Annotated in this window: 13 protein-coding genes; 7 read left to right on the top strand and 6 right to left on the bottom strand. The window is 64.3% G+C overall.

All coding sequences use genetic code 11. The features are described 5' to 3' along the window. Positions 1-2: 2 nt before the first annotated feature. A complete protein-coding gene (locus C8J36_RS16210) occupies positions 3-1,208 on the bottom strand; it encodes an MFS transporter (protein WP_132536398.1) in 1,206 nt (401 codons plus the stop codon). Positions 1,209-1,315: 107 nt separating this feature from the next. On the opposite strand from C8J36_RS16210, the gene C8J36_RS16205 reads away from it, so the two are divergent. Both C8J36_RS16205 and C8J36_RS16200 read left to right on the top strand, forming a co-directional pair. Then, positions 1,316-2,122, top strand: a complete 807-nt coding sequence (locus C8J36_RS16205; RefSeq protein WP_132536396.1) for a helix-turn-helix transcriptional regulator — start codon at positions 1,316-1,318, stop codon at positions 2,120-2,122. Between the two features lie 124 nt (positions 2,123-2,246). Further along, positions 2,247-3,296 carry an ornithine cyclodeaminase gene (locus tag C8J36_RS16200; protein ID WP_132536394.1) on the top strand — a complete coding sequence of 350 codons (1,050 nt, stop codon included), beginning with the start codon at positions 2,247-2,249 and terminating at the stop codon, positions 3,294-3,296. A 22-nt stretch (positions 3,297-3,318) separates the two neighbouring features. Here C8J36_RS16200 and C8J36_RS16195 read toward each other — a convergent pair whose 3' ends face one another. Continuing rightward, on the bottom strand, positions 3,319-4,977 hold the full coding sequence (locus C8J36_RS16195; protein WP_132536392.1) for a calcium-binding protein: 1,659 nt from the start codon (positions 4,975-4,977) through the stop codon (positions 3,319-3,321). Between the two features lie 189 nt (positions 4,978-5,166). On the opposite strand from C8J36_RS16195, the gene C8J36_RS24980 reads away from it, so the two are divergent. From C8J36_RS24980 to C8J36_RS16175, 5 genes are all read left to right on the top strand, one after another. Continuing rightward, positions 5,167-5,328, top strand: coding sequence for a hypothetical protein (locus tag C8J36_RS24980; RefSeq protein WP_156468170.1), 162 nt, complete (start codon positions 5,167-5,169; stop codon positions 5,326-5,328). A gap of 545 nt (positions 5,329-5,873) precedes the next feature. Then, positions 5,874-6,938 carry a cellulose biosynthesis protein BcsN gene (bcsN, locus tag C8J36_RS16190; protein WP_165915080.1) on the top strand — a complete coding sequence of 355 codons (1,065 nt, stop codon included), beginning with the start codon at positions 5,874-5,876 and terminating at the stop codon, positions 6,936-6,938. Between the two features lie 46 nt (positions 6,939-6,984). Then, positions 6,985-9,180, top strand: coding sequence for a UDP-forming cellulose synthase catalytic subunit (bcsA, locus tag C8J36_RS16185; RefSeq protein WP_132536388.1), 2,196 nt, complete (start codon positions 6,985-6,987; stop codon positions 9,178-9,180). Next, on the top strand, positions 9,177-11,681 hold the full coding sequence (locus C8J36_RS16180) for a cellulose biosynthesis cyclic di-GMP-binding regulatory protein BcsB (protein WP_132536386.1): 2,505 nt from the start codon (positions 9,177-9,179) through the stop codon (positions 11,679-11,681). The genes bcsA and C8J36_RS16180 overlap by 4 nt, the downstream gene beginning before the upstream one ends. A 106-nt stretch (positions 11,682-11,787) precedes the next feature. Next, positions 11,788-14,142: a cellulose synthase gene (locus C8J36_RS16175; RefSeq protein ID WP_132536384.1), complete on the top strand. Its 2,355-nt coding sequence runs from the start codon at positions 11,788-11,790 to the stop codon at positions 14,140-14,142. A gap of 368 nt (positions 14,143-14,510) precedes the next feature. On the opposite strand, the gene C8J36_RS16170 is transcribed toward C8J36_RS16175, so the two are convergent. The 4 genes from C8J36_RS16170 to C8J36_RS16155 are packed head-to-tail and all read right to left on the bottom strand — an operon-like array spanning position 14,511 to position 19,011. After that, the gene (locus C8J36_RS16170; protein WP_132536382.1) at positions 14,511-16,148 is read right to left on the bottom strand and encodes an FGGY-family carbohydrate kinase; all 1,638 of its coding nucleotides are present in this window, start codon (positions 16,146-16,148) and stop codon (positions 14,511-14,513) included. Between the two features lie 47 nt (positions 16,149-16,195). Beyond that, entirely contained in the window at positions 16,196-16,924 is a 729-nt protein-coding gene (locus tag C8J36_RS16165) for an SDR family oxidoreductase (protein WP_132536380.1), read from the bottom strand. Positions 16,925-16,945: 21 nt separating this feature from the next. After that, complete coding sequence (locus C8J36_RS16160) at positions 16,946-18,196, bottom strand: sugar ABC transporter permease (protein WP_132536378.1); 1,251 nt, start codon at positions 18,194-18,196, stop codon at positions 16,946-16,948. After that, a complete protein-coding gene (locus tag C8J36_RS16155; protein ID WP_132536376.1) occupies positions 18,193-19,011 on the bottom strand; it encodes an ATP-binding cassette domain-containing protein in 819 nt (272 codons plus the stop codon). The genes C8J36_RS16160 and C8J36_RS16155 overlap by 4 nt, the downstream gene beginning before the upstream one ends. Positions 19,012-19,029: the final 18 nt, after the last annotated feature.

Here is a 19,029-nt window from a genome sequence, read left to right as displayed (position 1 = left end):
GCTCAGGCGCGCTTGCGGCCGGGCAGCTTCGGCAGCAAGACCGTGAGCAGACCGAGCAGCGGCAGGTAGGAGCAGAGACGGTAGACGAACTCGATGCCGTAGCGATCGGCAAACAGGCCGAGCACGGCCGCGCCGATACCGCCGAACCCGAAGGCAAAGCCGAAGAACATGCCGGCGATCAACCCCACCCTGCCCGGCACCAGCTCCTGCGCGAAGACGACGATGGCGGAGAAAGCCGAGGAGAAGATGAAGCCGATGATGATGACGAGGGCCGACGTCCAGAAGAGGTTGGCATAGGGCAGCATCAGCGCGAAGGGAATGACGCCGAGGATCGAGAACCAGATGACGACGCGGGCGCCGAAGCGATCGCCGATCGGCCCGCCGAAGAAGACGCCGGCCGCAGACGCACCGAGAAACAGGAACAGCATGATCTGCGCATCCTGTACGCCCACCCCGAACTTCTCGATGGCAAAGAAGGTGAAGTAGCTGGAAAGACTGGCGAGATAGGCATTCTTCGTTGCCGTGAGCACCGTGAGGACGCCGAGCGTCCACAGAACCTGATTGCGCGGCAGCGGCAGCGCGCGATCGAGCGTCGGGCGCCCGGCATTGGCCCGGCGATGACGCAGATACCATGTGCCGACAAAGGACAGCACGATGAAGCCGACGATCGCGATGATCGAGAACCAGGCGAGCGTCTGCTGTCCGCGCGGGATGACGATGAAGGCCGCCAGAAGCGGCCCGGTCGCCGTTCCCGCATTGCCTCCCACCTGAAAGAAGGATTGCGCCAATCCGTGCCGTCCGCCGGATGCAAGACGCGCAACGCGCGAAGCCTCGGGATGGAAGACGGCGGAACCGACGCCGATGAGGCAGGCGCCGACGACCAGCATCTCGAAGCTGTGGGCATAGGCCAGCGTGAACAGGCCGGCGCAGGTGGACAGCATGGCGGCCGGCAGCGAAAACGGCATGGGCCAGCGATCCGTCACCACCCCGACCACAGGCTGCAGCAGCGACGCCGTTACCTGGAAGGCAAAGGTCAGGAGGCCGATCTGGACGAAATCCAGCGCGTAGTTTTCCTTGAGCAGCGGATAAAGCGACGTCAGCAGCGACTGCATGATGTCGTTCAGCATGTGGCAGAAACTTGCTGCCGCAATGATCGAAACCGTGATGGTCTCCGCCCGGACACCGCTTTCCGTGGTTACGCTCGCCATATCTCGCCTCCCTGACTCGCCGCCGTTTGCGCCGCTTGGCATGTCCTACAGGCCTTGACGCTGGCCTGCCTTTGCGCTCTGGTCCCTTTCTTTCGTGAGTGGGCCAAATGCGTTTCCTGGATCTTCCCCAAAGTGACGCCGATCTCGACGAGCACCATCAGAGCCTGAGCCGGATCGATGCGGCGCAGGAGCCGCTCTACGCGGTCGGCCGGAGCTACCGACAAGGCGAGCGCAGCCTCCTGCATTCGCACCGGAAGACGCAGCTCTGGCATGCCCGTCGCGGGGTCGTCGTCGTCGGCACCAGCGATCGGCGCTGGATGATCCCACCGGGCCATGGCCTGATCATTCCGGCCGGCCTGGAGCACGCATCGGAAACCATGAGCCCGGTCGAGATGCTGTCGATCTATGTCGATGCGCAACTGGCGCTGGTCGAGCGACCGAAAGTGGTCAACGTCACGACGCTTGCGGCAAACCTGATGGACGAGCTGGTGCGGGAGACGCCGCCCTTTCCCAATCCGCGCCGACGGGAGCTGGTCATGGAGCTGCTGCTGGACGAGATGCAGCAATTGCCCGAAGTGCCGCTCGGCCTGCCCTTCCCGAACGATCCGCGGCTCGCAGATGCGTGCCGCGCCTTTCTGCAGGCGCCGCGCGCCGTGGCGAGCATTGATGATTGGGCGGCAACGCTCGCCATGAGCCGCCGCAGTTTCACCCGCTTCTTTCGTGCCCAGACCGGGGTCAGCTTCGTCACGTGGCGCCAGCAGGCCTGCCTGTTCGCCTCGCTGCCGCGGCTGGCCGCCGGACATTCGATCACGAGCGTTGCCCTCGATGCGGGCTACGAGAACATCGCGGCCTTCACCACCATGTTCCGGCGCATGATGGGCAGCGCGCCGCGGCAGTATCTTCTCTCAAGCTGACATTGACGGAATACACAATTTCACCCTGCAAAATGCTCGAGTGAGAACCATTTATGCCAATTGTCCGACGTTTCGGCAAACATTTCCGGTTGCTACGATCTGTATCTGCAACGAGGAAAAACCCATGTCCGCCCTGCCATCCGAAAAGGCCCTGATCCCCTTCGTCAGCGTCGAGAATATGATGCGGCTCGTCCACCATCTCGGCATCGAGCGCGTTCTCCGCGACCTGACCGACACGATCGAAGACGACTTCCGGCGCTGGGAGGTGTTCGACAAGACGCCGCGGATCGCATCGCATTCCCGAGAGGGCGTAATCGAGCTGATGCCGACATCGGACGGCCAGATCTATGGCTTCAAATATGTGAACGGGCATCCGAAGAATATGGCTGCAGGCCTGCAGACCGTCACGGCATTCGGCCTGCTGGCGGATGTGGCGACTGGCTATCCCGTGCTGATGACGGAAATGACGCTGCTGACGGCCCTGCGCACAGCCGCGACCTCCGCCATGGCCGCCCGGCATCTCGCGCCGAAGGACACGCGGGTGATGGCGATGATCGGCAATGGCGCGCAGGCCGAATTCCAGGCCCTGGCGATGAAGGCCGTCCTCGGCATCACCGACATCCGTCTGTTCGACATCGACAGGCGGGCAACCGAGAAGACCGTGCGCAATCTCACCGGCTCGGGCCTCGTGCTCCAGGCCTGCGAAAGCGCCGAGCAGGCGATCGAGGGTGCCGGCATCATCACAACCTGCACGGCGGACAAGCAGTGTGCGACCATCCTCACCGACAACATGATCGGCAGCGGCGTGCACATCAACGCGATCGGCGGGGATTGTCCGGGAAAGACGGAGCTTCATCGGGACATCCTGCTGCGCGCCGACACCTTCGTGGAATATCCGCCTCAGACCTGGGTCGAGGGCGAAATCCAGCAGATGGCGCCGGATTACCCGGTGACGGAGCTCTGGCGTGTCGTTCGGGGCGAAGCTGCCGGCAGGAAAGACGCGCGGCAGATCACGCTGTTCGACAGTGTCGGCTTTGCCGTGGAGGATTTTTCCGCGCTGCGCTACGTGCGTGCCGCACTGGCCGGAACCGATTTCTTCCAGCAGATCGACATCATCGCCGATCCCGACGATCCGCGCGACCTGTTCGGAATGCTCCAGCGCGCCGCAGCCTGAGAGGCCCGCATGCCTGGAAAGCTCAAAAGAAGAAGTCGCCCTTGTCGAGATGGCCAAGCTTCACATTCTTGAGCAGGATGCTGTCGCCGCCGGTGGCATCGATCATGACATCGCTGCCGACCTGCCGGGCGTGGTTTTTCATCAGGTCGGCGAAATCCGTGATCGCCTTGACGGTGGTCAGGTCGAGAATGTCATGGGTCGAGCCGCTGGCCGCAAAATCCGTGATCACGTCGCGGCCGTCGCCGGTCGAAAACACGAAATGGTCGCTGCCGGCACCGCCCGTCAGAGTGTCCGCGCCACGATGGCCCCAGATCATGTCGTTGCCGGCTTTGCCGTCGATCCGGTTGGCGGCGCTGTTTCCGTGGATCTGGTTGGCAAGCCCATTGCCGGCCGCGTTGACGGCGGCGGTGCCACCGAGCGTCAGAAATTCGAAATTGTCCGCCAGCGTGTAGCTGACATGGGAGATGACGAGATCGTTTCCGGCATTCTTAGCTTCGACCAGGAGGGTGCGCGCATTGTCGACGACGTAGGTGTCATTGCCGGTGCCGCCCGCAACCTTGCCCGTGACCGTTCCGGCGCGACCGTCGAAATAATCGTTGCCACCGCCCAGCAGCACGTCGCCCTTCAGGGTGCCGCTGTTGGTCACCGACTGCTGGCCGTCACCACCCTTGAACGTGATGCCCGAGGTCGCCGACAGAACGCCGCTATTGTTGAAGCTGGATTGATCGGCCTTGGTAAAATCGACGGCGCTGCCCTTGGAGGCGGAAATCGTGCCGCTGTTGGCGCCGCGCGCGGAGTCTCCGTCGACCGAGATGCCGACGGCACCGGTCAAGGAGCCACGGTTGTTGACGATCGCGTCGTCGGCGATGACGTGGATGGCGATGCCGCCGACCGCGATCGTCTTCGTACTCGTTACCGTCCCCTTGGCGCCGGACAGCACGATGCCGTCGCCACTTGCCTGCAAGATCCCGGAATTCGTGACGATGGCGTTCTTGCCCTTCGCCGCGATCGCCGTCGTCCCGCTGTTCACCGTTCCGTTGTTCGTGATGATCTCGGAGGCCCCGGTGGCCGTCACGCCATTGCCGCGCGTGGAGATCGACCCGTTGTTGGTGACGATCGTCCCGACGCCATCGACCACGATGCCGGCAGCGGTGGCAGACGAGATGTCCTTGTTGTTGGTCATGACGATGCGATCGCCGGAAAGCTTGAGGGCATCGAGCTGCCCGGCCATCTTGCCGTTGTTGACCACCATCGCCGCCGCACCCTTCACCAGAACCGCGCTGCCCGCGGACGATGTGATGCTGGATTCGTTGGCGACATTCGCCTTGCTGCCGACCACGTTGATGCCGGCCTGCTTGCCGGCAAGGCTGCCTCGATTGACGATATCCATGCCGACCGCCGTGGCCGAGATCCCGAAGGTGCCGGCAGCGATGGAGCCGGTTCTCGAGACGACGACGGAACCATCGAGATCGCCGGCATTCGCCGCACCGAACAGGACGCCGGATGCTCCGGCCGAAACCTTGCCGTCGATCACGACGTCGCGCGACATCGCCAGACCGGACGCGACGATGCCGCTGCCCGTCACGCTGATCGTGACATCCTTCACAAGCACCAATGTCGTATCGGCTTCGGTGAAGCTGACACTGGTCTTCGTGTTCTTGGTCAGAAACCTGAATGCCATCGCGGCGTGCCACTCGTTTTATCGGTCTGAAAGTCATTACATGACAACCGTTCGTGAATCGACCGTCACACGTCCCCAAATCGTGTCGGCGTCCGCATTTTCTGCGAGAACTGTGCGACGTGCTTAACGCTGGACGCCAGAAGCTTGCACCCAATGGGAACTTACGGTGCGCGGATGCCTTTCCCCGTCATGAGAGTTCGCACCGGAAACCAATCCGTCATCGTGGTCCTGGCCATGTCCCTGATCTGCGTCCTGTTCGTCTACGCCGCCGCGACTCGTGTGGAGGATGCCGCAGGGCGCATCGATCCCAAGGCGAATGTCGTGACAGCCGATCAGGCCGAAAAGGGCTAGACGTCATGACGTTGAACCGGACAGCCCTCAGCATCGCCATTCTTGTCGTGATCATGTTCGCGATCGGCTGGCTGGTAATGAGCCCATCTCAGCGAGATCCTGCGGGCGGCAGCGCAAGACGGGCACCGGCACAGACGATGCCGAACAATCCGGGGCCAACCACCGGCGCACAGTAGTCGCAGACGTCGGTACGTTCGACCGTTCGAACGCGCGGCTTTTCGGTTCATCGCGCGGGCTTCAAAAGACGGCGATGACCTGCGTGGAGAGAATACCCGTTCGCTTCGAGCCCGTCCCGTTTCTCGGTTCGTAACACGGGGAGCCCCGAACAGCATTTTTTCCGGTCGTCAAGCGCCTTTAGCGTGGCTTCTTGGTCACGACGCGACAGGAAATCATCGGTCTCGGTGCGTATCTGCGCAACACATGAAAAAAGATTTACCGAACATTAACTCCACCCGCTAGAAATGAGGCCGACGAACACTGATTCCATCACTGGATGCACCGCGCACATGTTTCATACGGCTCTCGCAATCGCAGGAAGAACGGCCATGCAGGGCGCGTTTCTGGCCTTTGGTGCTCTGGCTCTCTCGAGCTGCACGCAGACGGGCGGACTGAAAGTGTCCTCGGCACCGACCGAGGTCGCAACCGAAAAGGCACTGGCGTTTCCGCCACCCGGTGGCCCCGCCATCGTGAGCGTGATAGAGCGGAACTTCTCCAACGCGGTCCAGCAGGACATCTTTCTCGGCACCGATGCCCGCGGTCAGGGCCAGAACTACATCCAGGTTCGCTACTTCGGTCCGTCCTCCACCTCGTTTGCCGGCGCATCGCCGCTATCGACCCGGATCATGACGACGGGACAGGCGGTGGGTGAGATGCGGACGGAGTTTCCGACCATCCGCATGAGCATCTCCCCGAGCTTCGTGCAGAACAATTACGGCGCATTCGCATACGCCTACGGAACGAACGAAGGTTCGGGCGATGCCTGCCTCTATGGATGGCAGCAGATCAGGGCTTCGGACAATCTCGTGCGCACCTTCCGCTATCTCGGCAGGATCCAGACGCGCGTCCGTTTCTGCCAGACCGGCGCCTCGCGCGATGAATTGCTGTCGGTGATGTACAATTATACGCTGACCGGGGCGATCGACAGCGTCGGCTGGAACCCCTATGGCAACGTGCCGCCTCTCGACCCTGCCGTCGGCCAGCTCGGCCGGCCGATCTATGCCGCCGGCGCGGGTTCCAGGCTCCAGCCGCTGTCCGCTGCACCGGCCGTGTCCGATGTCGCGCCCATGCGGCCTGCCCTGCGCAGGCTGGAAAGCCAGAACACGCGGCCCGCAGCTGCCCGCGTTCAAGCCATCCGACCGTCGGTTCCCTCGGTCGCCATCCCCGCGCCGAACATGCTTTCGACCACGCCCGCCGCAAGCGCCGGCCAGCCGGCGTCCGCGATCGTGCCGGGTCCGACAATCCTGCCGCCTCCGCTGACCCGGCCGACGAGCCAGCTGAACGACAACGATGCCGCGCGCACCGCCAAGGCGTCCGCGCTTCAGGCGCGGCCCGTCATTCCGGCCGTTCCCTGCACGATTTCCCCGACCAGCTCCTGCACCAGGAAAATGTAATCCATGCGCCGTATCCAGCACACTTCGGGACAGGAAAACTAGGATCATGGCCAAGGCGCTAATCGTCGTCGCGTGGATCTGCATGTCGATCGTCATCGTGGCGATCACGACACTGCCCGTCAGCCTCCAGACCCATCTGGTTGCCGCCTTTCTTTGCATGGCGCTTCTCGCCGTGCTGAAAATGCTGAAGGCGGAGGGCAACTGGCGCCTCATCGGCCTCGGTTTCGGAACCGCCATCGTGCTGCGCTACGTCTACTGGCGCACCACCAGCACGCTGCCGCCCGTCAACCAGCTCGAGAACTTCATTCCCGGCTTTCTGCTCTACCTGGCGGAAATGTACAGCGTGGCGATGCTGGCCCTCAGCCTCTTCATCGTTTCCATGCCGCTTCCGCCGAACCGGCCGCGCCCGGGCTCGCCGGATTACGCGCCGTCGGTCGATGTCTTCATCCCGACCTATAACGAGGACGCCGACCTGCTGGCCAATACGCTCGCGGCTGCCAAGAACATGGACTATCCGCCGGAAAAGCTGACCGTCTGGCTTCTGGATGACGGCGGCACCCTGCAGAAGCGGAACGCGGCAAGCATTCCCGACAGCCAGGCCGCCCAGCGCCGCCACGAGGAGTTGAAGGAACTCTGCCGCAACCTCGATGCGAACTACCTGACGCGCGATCGCAACGAACATGCCAAGGCCGGCAATCTGAACAACGGCATGCGCCATTCCCAGGGCGACCTGATCACCGTCTTCGATGCCGACCATGCGCCGGCGCGAGACTTCCTGCGCGAGACGGTCGGCTATTTCGAGGAGGATCCGCGTCTCTTTCTCGTTCAGACGCCGCACTTCTTCCTCAATCCCGATCCGATCGAGCGGAACCTGCAAACCTTCAACAAAATGCCGAGCGAGAACGAAATGTTCTACGGCATCATCCAGCGCGGGCTGGATAAATGGAACGCCGCCTTCTTCTGCGGCTCGGCGGCCGTGCTCAACCGGCGTGCGCTCGAAGACACCAACGGCTTCAGCGGCGTCAGCATCACCGAGGACTGCGAGACAGCGCTTGCGCTGCACGCCCGCGGCTGGAACAGCGTCTATGTCGACAAGCCGCTGATCGCCGGTCTGCAGCCCGCGACCTTCGCAAGCTTCATCGGCCAGCGCAGTCGCTGGGCGCAGGGCATGATGCAGATCCTCATGTTCCGCATGCCGCTGTTCAAGCGCGGCCTCTCCATGCCGCAGCGGCTTTGCTACATGTCCTCGACGCTGTTCTGGCTGTTCCCGTTTCCGCGCACGGTCTTCCTGTTCGCCCCGCTCTTCTACATCTTCTTCGATCTGGAAATCTTCGTCGGCTCCGGCGGCGAGTTCCTGGCCTATACGACCACCTACATGCTCGTGAACCTGCTCATGCAGAACTACCTCTACGGTCGCTTCCGCTGGCCGTGGATCTCCGAGCTCTACGAGTATGTGCAGACCGTACACCTCTTGCCGGCCGTCATTTCGGTGATCTTCAATCCGTCAAAGCCCACCTTCAAGGTCACGGCGAAGGACGAGTCGATCAGCACCAATCGACTTTCGGAGATCAGCCGGCCGTTTTTCGTCATCTTCGGCGTGCTTCTCATCGCCACCGCCATGTCGTTCTACAAGATCTATGCCGAGCCGTATAAATCCGACGTGACGCTGGTCGTCGCGGGGTGGAACCTGCTCAACCTCATCTTCGCCGGCTGTGCCCTTGGCGTGGTTTCCGAACGCGGCGAAAAATCGTCGTCCCGGCGGGTCAACGTCAAGCGCCGCTGCGAGTTCAAGGTCGGCGATCAGTGGCTTCCGGGCATCATCGAGAACGTCTCGGTCAATGGACTTCTCGTCCATGTCTACGATCGCTCCATGCAGCCGCTGACGGAGGGGACCATGGAGGAGATCCGCGTCGAGACGTTCAGTCCGGGCGCACCGTCCTCCATGCCGGTCAAGATCGTCCGCAGCGCACGGGGCGATGGCTTCGTGCTCGTCGGCTGCACGTTCGCGCCGCGGGAACCGGAAGAACGCCGGCTGCTCGCCGACATCATCTTTGCAAACTCGGCACAATGGACCGAATTCCAGATGGGCCGGCGGCGCAACCCTGGCCTCATTCGCGGCACGATCAGTTTCTTCGCGATCGCGCTCTTTCAAACCAATCGCGGTCTCTTCTACTTCTTCCGAAGCCTCGGCGGGCCGAAGGACGCAGCCAATCCCGTCAAGAAGGAGGCAGCAAGACCATGAAATCCTTCGTCATCGCATCCACGCTTGCGCTCCTCGCGCCGTTGCCGCTCTTCGCCCAGACAACGCCGTTCGACATGTCCCGCGAGAGCCCGGCAACCCAGGCCCCGGCAGCCAGCGCCCCCAAGCCGGCAGTGGAGACACCGCCGCCCGCAGAAGCCCCCGAGGTTCGTCAACAGCCGCCGGTAACAGAGCAGCCGCCCTTCGGGGCATCGCCCAGCGCGCCGGCCGCACCGTCTTCGGAACCGGCGCAGCAAAAGCCGGCGTCCCCCGCGCCCGCGCAGGAGGCCCCTGCAGCGCCGTCCGCGCCAGTGGAACCCGCAGCCGCCCGGACACCCGTTCGCTCGGCCTCGGACACCGATGCCTACCGTCGCTACATCCTGCCGTTCGGAAAGCTGAACCTCTCCGGTGAGGCCGACAGGCGGACCTGGACGATCTATCTCACACCCGAACAGGCAGTGGCCGCCACCGCCATCACCATCGGCTACCAGAATTCCATCGTCGTCGCGCCGGAAGCATCGAGCTTCTCCGTCGAGCTGAACGGCGCCGTGATCGGCGAGGTGCCCGTCGCCTCGGCCGAGTCGGTGAGCGATATCGTTCTAGAGCTGCCCACCGGCGCGCTGCAGGCCGGCGCGAACGTCGTGCGCCTTTCCACCCAGCAGCGCCACCGGACCGATTGCAGCATTCAATCGACCTATGATCTCTGGACCAATATCGATCCGAGCCGGACCTACCTGACCTTCGATGCGCCCGTCGGCAACCGCCTTTCCAGTATCGACGACATCCAGGCCGTCGGCCTCGATGGTTCCGGCGTCACGGCCATCGACATCGTCGCACCGGGACTGACCAATCCCAGCCGCTCGAACATGCTGCTGCGTCTGGCTCAGGCGCTGGCGCTGCGTGTCCAGATGCCGAACCAGACGGTCGCCTTCCACACGACCATGCCGACGACATCGGCCGCCGGTGCCCTGACCGTTCTGGTCGGCACGCAACTCGAAATCGACGGGATGCTCCCGACACTTCCGGCCGGTACCGCCGTCGGCCCTACGGTGACGTTTGCGCCGGCCACGACGCCCGGCGTCAACGCCCTCGTCGTCACAGGCCCAACGGCCGAAGCGCTCCGGCAGGCTGTCGAAACGCTCGCCGGCCCTCTCGATGCGGCACCAGGGACCTCACGCACCTCGTTTTCCACCAAAGCGTGGCACACGCCGGATGCGCCGATCCTCGTCGGCGATACGCGCGTTGCGCTGTCGCAGCTCGGCATCACCACCAGCGAGTTCGCAGGACGCAGGTTCCGCACGGAGTTCATGCTTGGCGTTCCCGCCGATTTCTATGCCAGCGCCTATGGCGATGCCGTGATCCTGCTCGATGCCGGCTACTCGCCGTCCGTTTTGCCGGGCAGCCGCATCGACGTCTATGTCAATGGCAATATCGCGACGACCACGCCGCTTTCCACAGCCGGCGGCGGCATTCTGAGCCATCTCCCGATCACCGTGACGATGCGCCATTTCGTACCGGGCGTGAACCGCATCTCGATCGAAGCCGTGCTGCTGACGTCGGACGACGAGACCTGTGCCACGGGCACACCGGCGCAGACCACACCGCGCTTTGCCCTGTTCGATACGACCGAATTCCACATGCCCGATTTCGCCCGGATCGACAGCAGCCCCAGCCTTGCGGCGACCTCTTCCACGGGGCAGCCCTACCGCCGCTCCGAGCAACCGACGGCCCTCTATCTCGACCGTCTCGACCCCGAAACGCTGTCGGCCGCAGCAACGCTGCTCGGGCGTCTCGCGGTTGCCGCCGGCAATCCGCTCGCGCTCGACACGGTCGCTTCGCCTGCAGCCCTCGGCGATCGCAATGCTGTGATCGTCGGAACGCTTTCGCAGCTTCCGCCGCCGCTGCTCAGCCAGATGCAGATCGGTGCGGCACCCGCCAACTGGGGCACGCATCACGCCGCCGGCCAGCCGGACGACGGCAGCGGCACCCTGTTTGAAGAGTGGCGCGGCAAGGTTTCCGGCGGCAGCTGGCTCGGTCAGGGATCGCGCCTTGAAGCCTGGCTGAAAAGCGATCTCGATCTGTCGATGGACTCGCTGCGCTTCCTGCCCGGCAAGGAAGAGGACTTTTCTCCCCCGGACACTGTCAGCTTCATGATCGCCCAGAGCCGCAGCCCGTCCGGCGCCGGCACATGGACGCTTGCAACGGGCCCGACACCCGCGAGCCTTCAGGCCGGCATGGGCGCGATGGTGCAGGAGGCACGCTGGAATGGCGTCGATGGCCGCATCACGACCTTTGCGGAATCCACGGGAGAGGTCGCGATGGTGCCCGTGCGCGACCTGCATCTCAACCCGACGCAGCCGTTCTCGATCGCCAATTGGCGTCTGATCGCCGCGAACTGGCTCTCGACCAACATCCTCTTCTTCGCGGTGATGTTCATCAGCGGTTTCGCCCTGCTCGGCATCATCACAACGCTGATGCTGCGCCTGTTGGGGCGCAGCCGATGACAATCCTTCGCCGCCGCCGTTGCGAAACAGCTGTTCTGCCGAGCTTTGCCTCGACGCACCTGCCCGGCGCGTCCTTTCTTCCTCGGACTTTCCACCGGGAGTTCCCATGACCACCGCCCGCATCCTGCTTTTCTCGACGCTGGCCGCAGCAACGGCAACGGCAACCTATTACGGCTCCGACATCTGGCCCGAGGCAGAGCTGACGACCGGCTCGATCCTCGCGCCGCCCGCCGCTGTCGACGAGAAGGGCAATCGGCTGAGCCTGGTTCCCCCGACGCCCGCTGCGCGCTCCAGCCAGCAGCGTCCGGTTGAACTGTCGCAGGACCTGCCGCCGAAGGCGACGCAGCCCGACGCCGCGGCCACGCCCAAAAACGAGAGTGCGGAACCCGCACCGAAAGCGCTTACCGAGGCACCCGTGGAACCGAAGCCACAGGCACAAAGCGAACCGTCTCCGGCTGCAGCCCCCTCATCTCCCTCGACGTCTGCCGCGTCGCAGCCAGCCAAGCCGATCGTCGATGAAGGCGCATTGCGCTATTTCGCGCGTCAGGGCGACACCGCTCGGGTTCAGGCCGAAATCGCCCGGCTGCGCACACTTTACCCCGACTGGGAACCTCCGGCAGATCCGCTGGCCGCCCCGCCCAATGCCGATACGCAGCTGGAGGCCATGTGGGCGCTCTATGGCGAAACGCGCTATGCCGACGTCCGCAAGGCGATCGCAGACCGCCAGGCGCGCGAACCGGGCTGGAAGCCTCCGGAAAATCTTATCTCCATGCTGGCGCTCGGCGAAGCGCGGCAGCGTCTCATCAACGCCTCCAACCTGCAGCAATACCCCATCGTGGTCGATGTTTCCGCGCAGATGCCGCAACTGCTCGTCTGCGGCGAGATCGACCTTCTCTGGCGTCTGGCGGAAGCCTTCGCAAAGACCGACCGTCCGCAGCGGGCGATGGACGCCTATACCTATATCCTCTCCAGCTGCACCGCGAGCGCGGACCGGCTGGCAACCCTGCAGAAGGCAGCGTCGTTGCTGCCCCGCCCGATGGTCGAGCAGCTGCTGACTCAGGAAAAAACCGATGCCTCCGGCAAGGGCGAATTCGAGCCTGTGAAGGACGATCTGGCCCGCCAGTTCGTCGCGGCTGCGGGCGAAGACGCGAAGCTTACCGTACCCCCGACCTATCTGTCGCGTCTTCAGCGAGCGACCGAAACGGGCGGAAAGGCCTCCGACGCCTTGCTGCTCGGCTGGTACTACGTCCGGCGCAACGAGAGCGAACAGGCGGAGAATTGGTTCCGGCGGGCGCGGGCGGAAGAAGATTCCGCCGCAGCCTCCCAAGGTCTGGCGCTGACGCTCATTGCCCGGAAGACTCCGGGCGAGGCGGAAGCCGTACTCTATCCCTGGCGCGACACGTCCGACGATACGCGCAATACCTATCTGGCGGCCGCCGCGAACCTGTTGGCTCTCGACCCCCCGATCGTGATCGAAGCGGACATTCTGCAGCGCATGGCCCAGGAGGCGATCCGCGCCAGAAGCGCCGACGTCGCCCAGCAGTTCGGCTGGTATGCACGCGCCTTCGAACAGCCGCAGCTCGCGCTGCAATGGTTCTCGACCTCGCTGACCTGGGCACCGGAAACGGAACCTTCTGCCTACGGCCTCGCGATCACCGCGAACCAGCTGGACATGGCCAGCGATGTCGCGCGCATCCAGAGGCAGTGGGCCGGCCGCTCTCCGCGGATCGCGCTGCTCGGTGAAGACGACGATACGACGGAAGCCTCGCGCATGGCGTCTGCCGAAGCCGTTGCCGGCGCGCCTCAGCGCGAACCGGCCCGGCCGGTCGCGCGGTCGTCGTCGCGAGCAGCGTCGGCGAGCGGCGAAACAGCAACGCGCCAGCGCCCCGCACGCTCGGTGGCTCCAAGGAACAGCACCGCTTCGGCCTCCGGTCGAGGCTGCAGCAGCTCCACCGACCCGTCCGGACTTTCGGCCGACGAAGCGCTTGGGCGCGGCTGGTGCCTGATGGAATTGAACCGCCCGCTCGAAGCCGCCCGGCATTTCGATGCGGCAATCCGCGGCGGCGACACGCGCATCCGCAGCGAAGCCGCCTATGGGCAGAGCCTCGCCTATCTGCGACAGGGCCTGACCGACAAGGCATCCGTTGCCGCGACGCGTGGACAGATGGACGCGCCGAAGGCGACGGAAATCCAGATCGCGCTTCTCTCGGACCGCGCTCTCGTCGCCTTCAACCAGAAGCGCTTCTCCGAGGCCCTGATCCTGCTCGACCGCCGTGCGCAATTGTCGCCCGAGCGGATCGACCTGATGGTCCTGCGCGGCTACGCTCTTCTCGGGCTCAAGCGCTTCGGTGAAGCGATCCGCACCTTCGAGACGCTGGCTGCGACCGGAAATCAGGAAGCCATCCGTGGCCTTGCCAACGCCCGTGCGGCCACCCCCGCCGCCGTTTCGTCAAGGCATTGAGGGCCTGCGGCGGAGGCGAGACCTTCGCCGCAAACGGCGGCAGACGACCGTCTGCGTCGCGTCGCCATTGATTTTCCTTCCCGGAACTCTCGGGCCGAAACGCCAAAACCCCCGGTCCGTTCTCGAACCGGGGGTTCTGTCATGCCAAAGAGGGAATGGTCGTCAGCACGCGTACCAACATCTCGAGATAGAAACGATTTCCGTTCCCTGACTGCAGCCCATTACCGCCGTGACGGGATCTGCGTTGCAGGCTTTTCGGACCGATCAGATCAGAGGCTCTTGAGCATTTCCCGCTGAAGCGGGATCGCTTCGGCGTCGGACAATGCGGTAAAACAATGCTCTAGACCGGATGGAAGCCGTCGTGCGTCTTAAAACTCTCTCATCAAGCGCGCCTGCTCTTGCAACGTCTTGAAAACCCCGTAGCGGCGATGATGAAGGGTTGCGATCTCGTTTTCCGCAGGCGCGTATGTCCGATCTGCATGACTGAGCGCTTTCATGGCAGCGCCGGTCTCGGGAAAAACGCCGCTGGCGACGGCACCGAGGATCGCCGAGCCGAGCAGGACCGGCTCTTCCGAGCGGGTGGCGACGACCGGTTTGCCGCAGGCGTCGGCAAGGATCTGGCGGACGAGATCGTGCTGGCCGGCGCCGCCGCTGATCACCACGCGGTCTACAGGCGCACCGGCTTGCGTCTGCGTGTCGATGATCTGGCGCAAACCATAGCCAATGCCGCAGAGGCCGGCCACGTAGAGGGCAATGAGGCTGTCGGTGTCCTCTTGCATGCCAAGTCCCGCGATAACGGCGCGGGCGTGGGGGTCGGCAAAGGGCGCGCGGTTGCCGAGAAACTCCGGGACGACATGCAGGCCGGTCGCAAGCCGCACGGCCTCCGACGCCGAGGCTGTGCGGGAGGCGGCCGCGTTGGCGATGAAGACCGGCAGGGGGAGACCTGCCGCTGCCGCCTCCAATTTCGCCGACGCGGCTGCGGGATGGAACGCCAGGAGATGGTCGATCGCCGAGCCGGCGGCGCTCTGGCCACCCTCGTTCAGCCACATTCCCGGCACCATCGCGGAGAAATAGGGGCCCCAGACACCGGGTACGAAGACCGGCTCCGTCGTCGATGTCATGGTGCAGGACGAGGTTCCAAAGACATAACCGAGATTGGCGCCTGGGCCCCCGTCGATCCCGACGGTGCCGATGCCGCCCGCATGAGCATCGATCATTCCCGCCGCAACCGCGGTACCGGGGCTCAGGCCCATGGCGAGGGCTGCATCGACCGACAGTCCCTGCCCCAGCGGCGTGCCGGGTGCGACGATTTCCGTCCCGATCCGGGCGAAGCCTTGCTCTGCCAGCACATCCAGACCAATCTCCTGGAAGTAGCTCGGGTCCCACCGCTTTTCGTGGGCCAGATAGGTCCACTTGCAGGTCACCGTGCAGGTGGAGCGGGAAAGGCTGCCCGTCGCTTTCCAGGTGAGAAAGTCTGCGAGATCGAAGAATTGCCAGGCCGCGTCGAAGACGGCGGGCCGGATTTGCCTCAGCCACAGGAGCTTCGGCGTTTCCATCTCGGGCGAGATCCGCCCACCGACATAGCGCAGCACGTCGTGGCCGAGATCGTTGATGCGTTCGGCCTGCGCCACGGCGCGGTGATCCATCCAGACGATGATATCCCGGTCGGGATCCTCAGACGGGCCGACCGGAAGGGAGGCGCCCCCCTCCCCGAGCACGACCAGCGAGCAGGTTGCATCGAAGCCGAGGCCGATCACCGCGGCGGGATCGATGCCCGCCTTGGCGACGGCATTGCGCACGACATCGCAGACGGCCGCCCATATCTCTCGGCTCGATTGCTCGACCATCCCGCCGGCCTCGCGAAACAGCGTGATATCGCGTTTGGCGACGCCCAGCATCCGGCCTTCGAGATCGAAGACGCCGGCGCGTGCACTGCCCGTGCCCACATCGACGCCGATCACATAACGGGCGGCTGGCTGGGTGATCGCGCTGTCGTCTTCTGTCATTGTCTTGTCTCTGGCTTTGTCTCTGGGCGTCGCGGATCGACCGCCGATCAGAGATCGACGCTGTTGGGGAGGATCACGAGGTCGCGGATGGTGACGTTGCGCGGTCGCGTCAGCATGAAGAGCACGGCATCGGCCACCTCTTTCGGCTGCATCAGACTGCCATTGGCCAGGGCTTCGTCCATCTTGGCCTTTGGCCAGTCGTCGAGAAGGGCAGTGACCACCGGGCCGGGAAGGACAGCTCCGACGCGAACGCCATGCGGCGCGACCTGGCGACGCGTCGAATGAACGAAGGCCTGAACGGCAAACTTCGATGCGGTGTAGATCGGCTCCCAGATCACCGGCACGACACCGGCAATCGAACTCGTGAACAGGATGTCGCCGGACTTCTGGGCGATCATGTGCGGCAGAACCGCGTGGACCGAGCGGAATGCCGCGTTGATGTTGAGGTTCAGCATCCGGTCCCACGCATCCGGATCGCCCTCGGCAATCGCGCCGCCCACATAGGCACCGGCATTGGCGTGGAAGACGTCGAGGCGCCCGGCAAGCTCGAGGATGCGCGGCAGGATGCCCGAGAGTTCCTCGCCGTCCATCAGGTCGATGACCAACGGCTTGGCGCGGTCCCCGAGTTCCGCACAGAGCGTGTCGAGCTTGTCCTTGGCGCGATCGATAAGGACGACGGTGGCGCCTTCGGCGACGAGAGTGCGGGCACAGGCAAGGCCGATGCCGGAGGCGGCCCCGGTGATGGCGACGACTTTTCCGGTCATGAGATTAGACATGAGACATTCTCCCGTAGTGTTTCAGGCTCGGCCGTGGCTGACGCGCGAGCGGCGAGCCAGCGAATCCACGATGACGGCGATGGCGAGGACGGCGCCTGTGATCATGTAGCGCAAAGACGAGTTGAGGTTGAGCAGGGTCAGGCCATTGGAGATGGCCTGGATGACGATGATGCCGAGCAGCGCGGAATAGGCACTGCCGCGTCCGCCGAAGAGGCTCGTGCCGCCGATAACGGCTGCCGCGATGGCGTTGAGGTTGACGTCGCCGGTGCCGGCCTGCTGGCTGGACGATGCGAGGCGCGAGGCGGAGAGAATACCGCCGAGGGCGCCGAGGGTCGAGCAGAGCATGAAGGCACTGGTGTAGATGCGGCGCACATTGATGCCGGAGCGCCGGGCGGCTTCGCGATTGCCACCGACGGCAAACATGGACCGGCCCCACTGCGTCCGTGTCAGGCCATAGTTCAGAACCATGGCCAGCACCACGAAGAGGCCGAACATCCACGGCACGCCACGCCCGAGATTGAGATAGGAGACGATGGCCTCGATGACGATCGTGAGGATGCCGGCCTTGACGAACAAGGTGCTCAGCGGCTGGGACGAGAGGTTGACCGCCTCGCGACGCTTGCGCACCGACAGGCCGACGAAGACCATGACGAGGCCTGGAAGCAGGCCGAGCAGCGCCGACATCCAGCCGGGCATGACAAGGATCTGGCCGAAGCGCACGAGCGGCGAGGCGTAAGGCAAGTTGATGCTGCCGGTCGGCCCGAGAATATAGAGCTGCAGGCCGAGCAGCGCGAGCAGGCCGGAGAGCGTGGCAACGAAGCTCGGCATGCCCAGGCGATTGTACATGAACGCATAGAGCGCACCGACGAGCGCACCCGTGACAAGGGCTGCACCGATGGCGACGACCAGCGGCAGACCGGAATTGACCCAGAGAACGCCGATGATGGCCGAGGCCAGTCCGCTCATCGAACCGACCGAAAGGTCGATTTCGCCGAGGATGAGAACGCAGACGATGCCGAGCGAAATGATGCCCACGGTCGCGCAGTCGAACAGCAGATTGACGAGGTTGTTCGGCGCGAGGAAAATCGGGTTCAGAATGCTGAAGACGGTGGAGATGACGATCAGGCCGATGGCGACCGGCAGCATGCCGAGATCGCCGGATTTGACGCGGCCGACAAGGGTGTGCAGGGCGCCCGAGAGACCTTCGGCATGCACGACGCGAACGTCGCTGCGGTCGAGCGCCGGGCCCTTGAGATTGGGATTCTGGCTCATGCGGTGCTCCCGCTCAAGGGGTTGACATCGGCCTTGCGCTCGATCCGGCGCGAGACGGCATTTTCGGTCGCACCGGTGATCGAAGCGACAAGCTCGTGATTGGAGGCATCCGGGCTGAAGACGCCGTTGTTGCGCCCGAGCCGCAGCACGACGATGCGATCGGCAACGGCGCGCACGTCCTCCATATTGTGGCTGATGATGATGACGCCGAGCCCGCGCTCCCTGACGCGCTCGATGAGGTTGAGCACCTCGGCCGTTTGGGCGACGCCCAGCGCCGCCGTCGGCTCGTCGAGCATGATGATCTTCGGGTCGAGCAGCAGCGAGCGGGCGATGGCGACGGTCTGGCGCTGACCGCCGGAGAGCGACGCGATCGGCTCGCGCACGGAGGGTATCCGTGCGGCAAGCTCCTTCAGGAGCGTCCAGGCGCGGACTTCCATCGCCACTTCGTCGAGGCTCCACGGCGAAACTTCATGCCCGAGGAACAGGTTGGCGACGACATCGAGGTTTTCGCACAGCGCCAGATCCTGGAACACCGTGGCGATGCCGAGCTCCAGCGCCCGGCTGGGACTGTCGAGGCTGACGGGCTTGCCGCAGAATTCGATCTGTCCTGATGTCGGCTGGTGCACGCCGGCGAGAACCTTGATCAGGGTCGATTTGCCGGCACCATTGTCACCGACGAGCGCGACGACCTCGCCCGCATGCACCTCGAGATCGATATCGGTCAACGCGGAAACCGCGCCGAAATTCTTGGAGATTTTGGTCAACCGAAGAATGGGACCGCCCGTCGCCGAGCCTTCCGTCTGTCTGTCCGCCATGATGCGCGCTCTCTGTTG

The sequence above is a fragment of the Rhizobium sp. PP-F2F-G48 genome (genome assembly GCF_004342335.1).
Lineage (GTDB): Bacteria > Pseudomonadota > Alphaproteobacteria > Rhizobiales > Rhizobiaceae > Ferranicluibacter.
The sequence above is the reverse complement of the archived record's forward strand: the minus strand, read 5'-3'. Positions and strand labels throughout refer to the sequence as shown.

Coding starts and splice junctions, on each gene's coding strand:
- C8J36_RS16165 (WP_132536380.1), bottom strand. CDS start 16,924: ATGTCTAATCTCATGACCGGAAAAGTCGTCGCCATCACCGGGGCCGCC.
- C8J36_RS16155 (WP_132536376.1), bottom strand. CDS start 19,011: ATGGCGGACAGACAGACGGAAGGCTCGGCGACGGGCGGTCCCATTCTT.
- bcsN (WP_165915080.1), top strand. CDS start 5,874: ATGCAGGGCGCGTTTCTGGCCTTTGGTGCTCTGGCTCTCTCGAGCTGC.
- C8J36_RS16195 (WP_132536392.1), bottom strand. CDS start 4,977: ATGGCATTCAGGTTTCTGACCAAGAACACGAAGACCAGTGTCAGCTTC.
- C8J36_RS16205 (WP_132536396.1), top strand. CDS start 1,316: ATGCGTTTCCTGGATCTTCCCCAAAGTGACGCCGATCTCGACGAGCAC.
- C8J36_RS16210 (WP_132536398.1), bottom strand. CDS start 1,208: ATGGCGAGCGTAACCACGGAAAGCGGTGTCCGGGCGGAGACCATCACG.
- C8J36_RS16175 (WP_132536384.1), top strand. CDS start 11,788: ATGACCACCGCCCGCATCCTGCTTTTCTCGACGCTGGCCGCAGCAACG.
- C8J36_RS16200 (WP_132536394.1), top strand. CDS start 2,247: ATGTCCGCCCTGCCATCCGAAAAGGCCCTGATCCCCTTCGTCAGCGTC.
- C8J36_RS16160 (WP_132536378.1), bottom strand. CDS start 18,196: ATGAGCCAGAATCCCAATCTCAAGGGCCCGGCGCTCGACCGCAGCGAC.
- C8J36_RS24980 (WP_156468170.1), top strand. CDS start 5,167: ATGAGAGTTCGCACCGGAAACCAATCCGTCATCGTGGTCCTGGCCATG.
- bcsA (WP_132536388.1), top strand. CDS start 6,985: ATGGCCAAGGCGCTAATCGTCGTCGCGTGGATCTGCATGTCGATCGTC.
- C8J36_RS16180 (WP_132536386.1), top strand. CDS start 9,177: ATGAAATCCTTCGTCATCGCATCCACGCTTGCGCTCCTCGCGCCGTTG.
- C8J36_RS16170 (WP_132536382.1), bottom strand. CDS start 16,148: ATGACAGAAGACGACAGCGCGATCACCCAGCCAGCCGCCCGTTATGTG.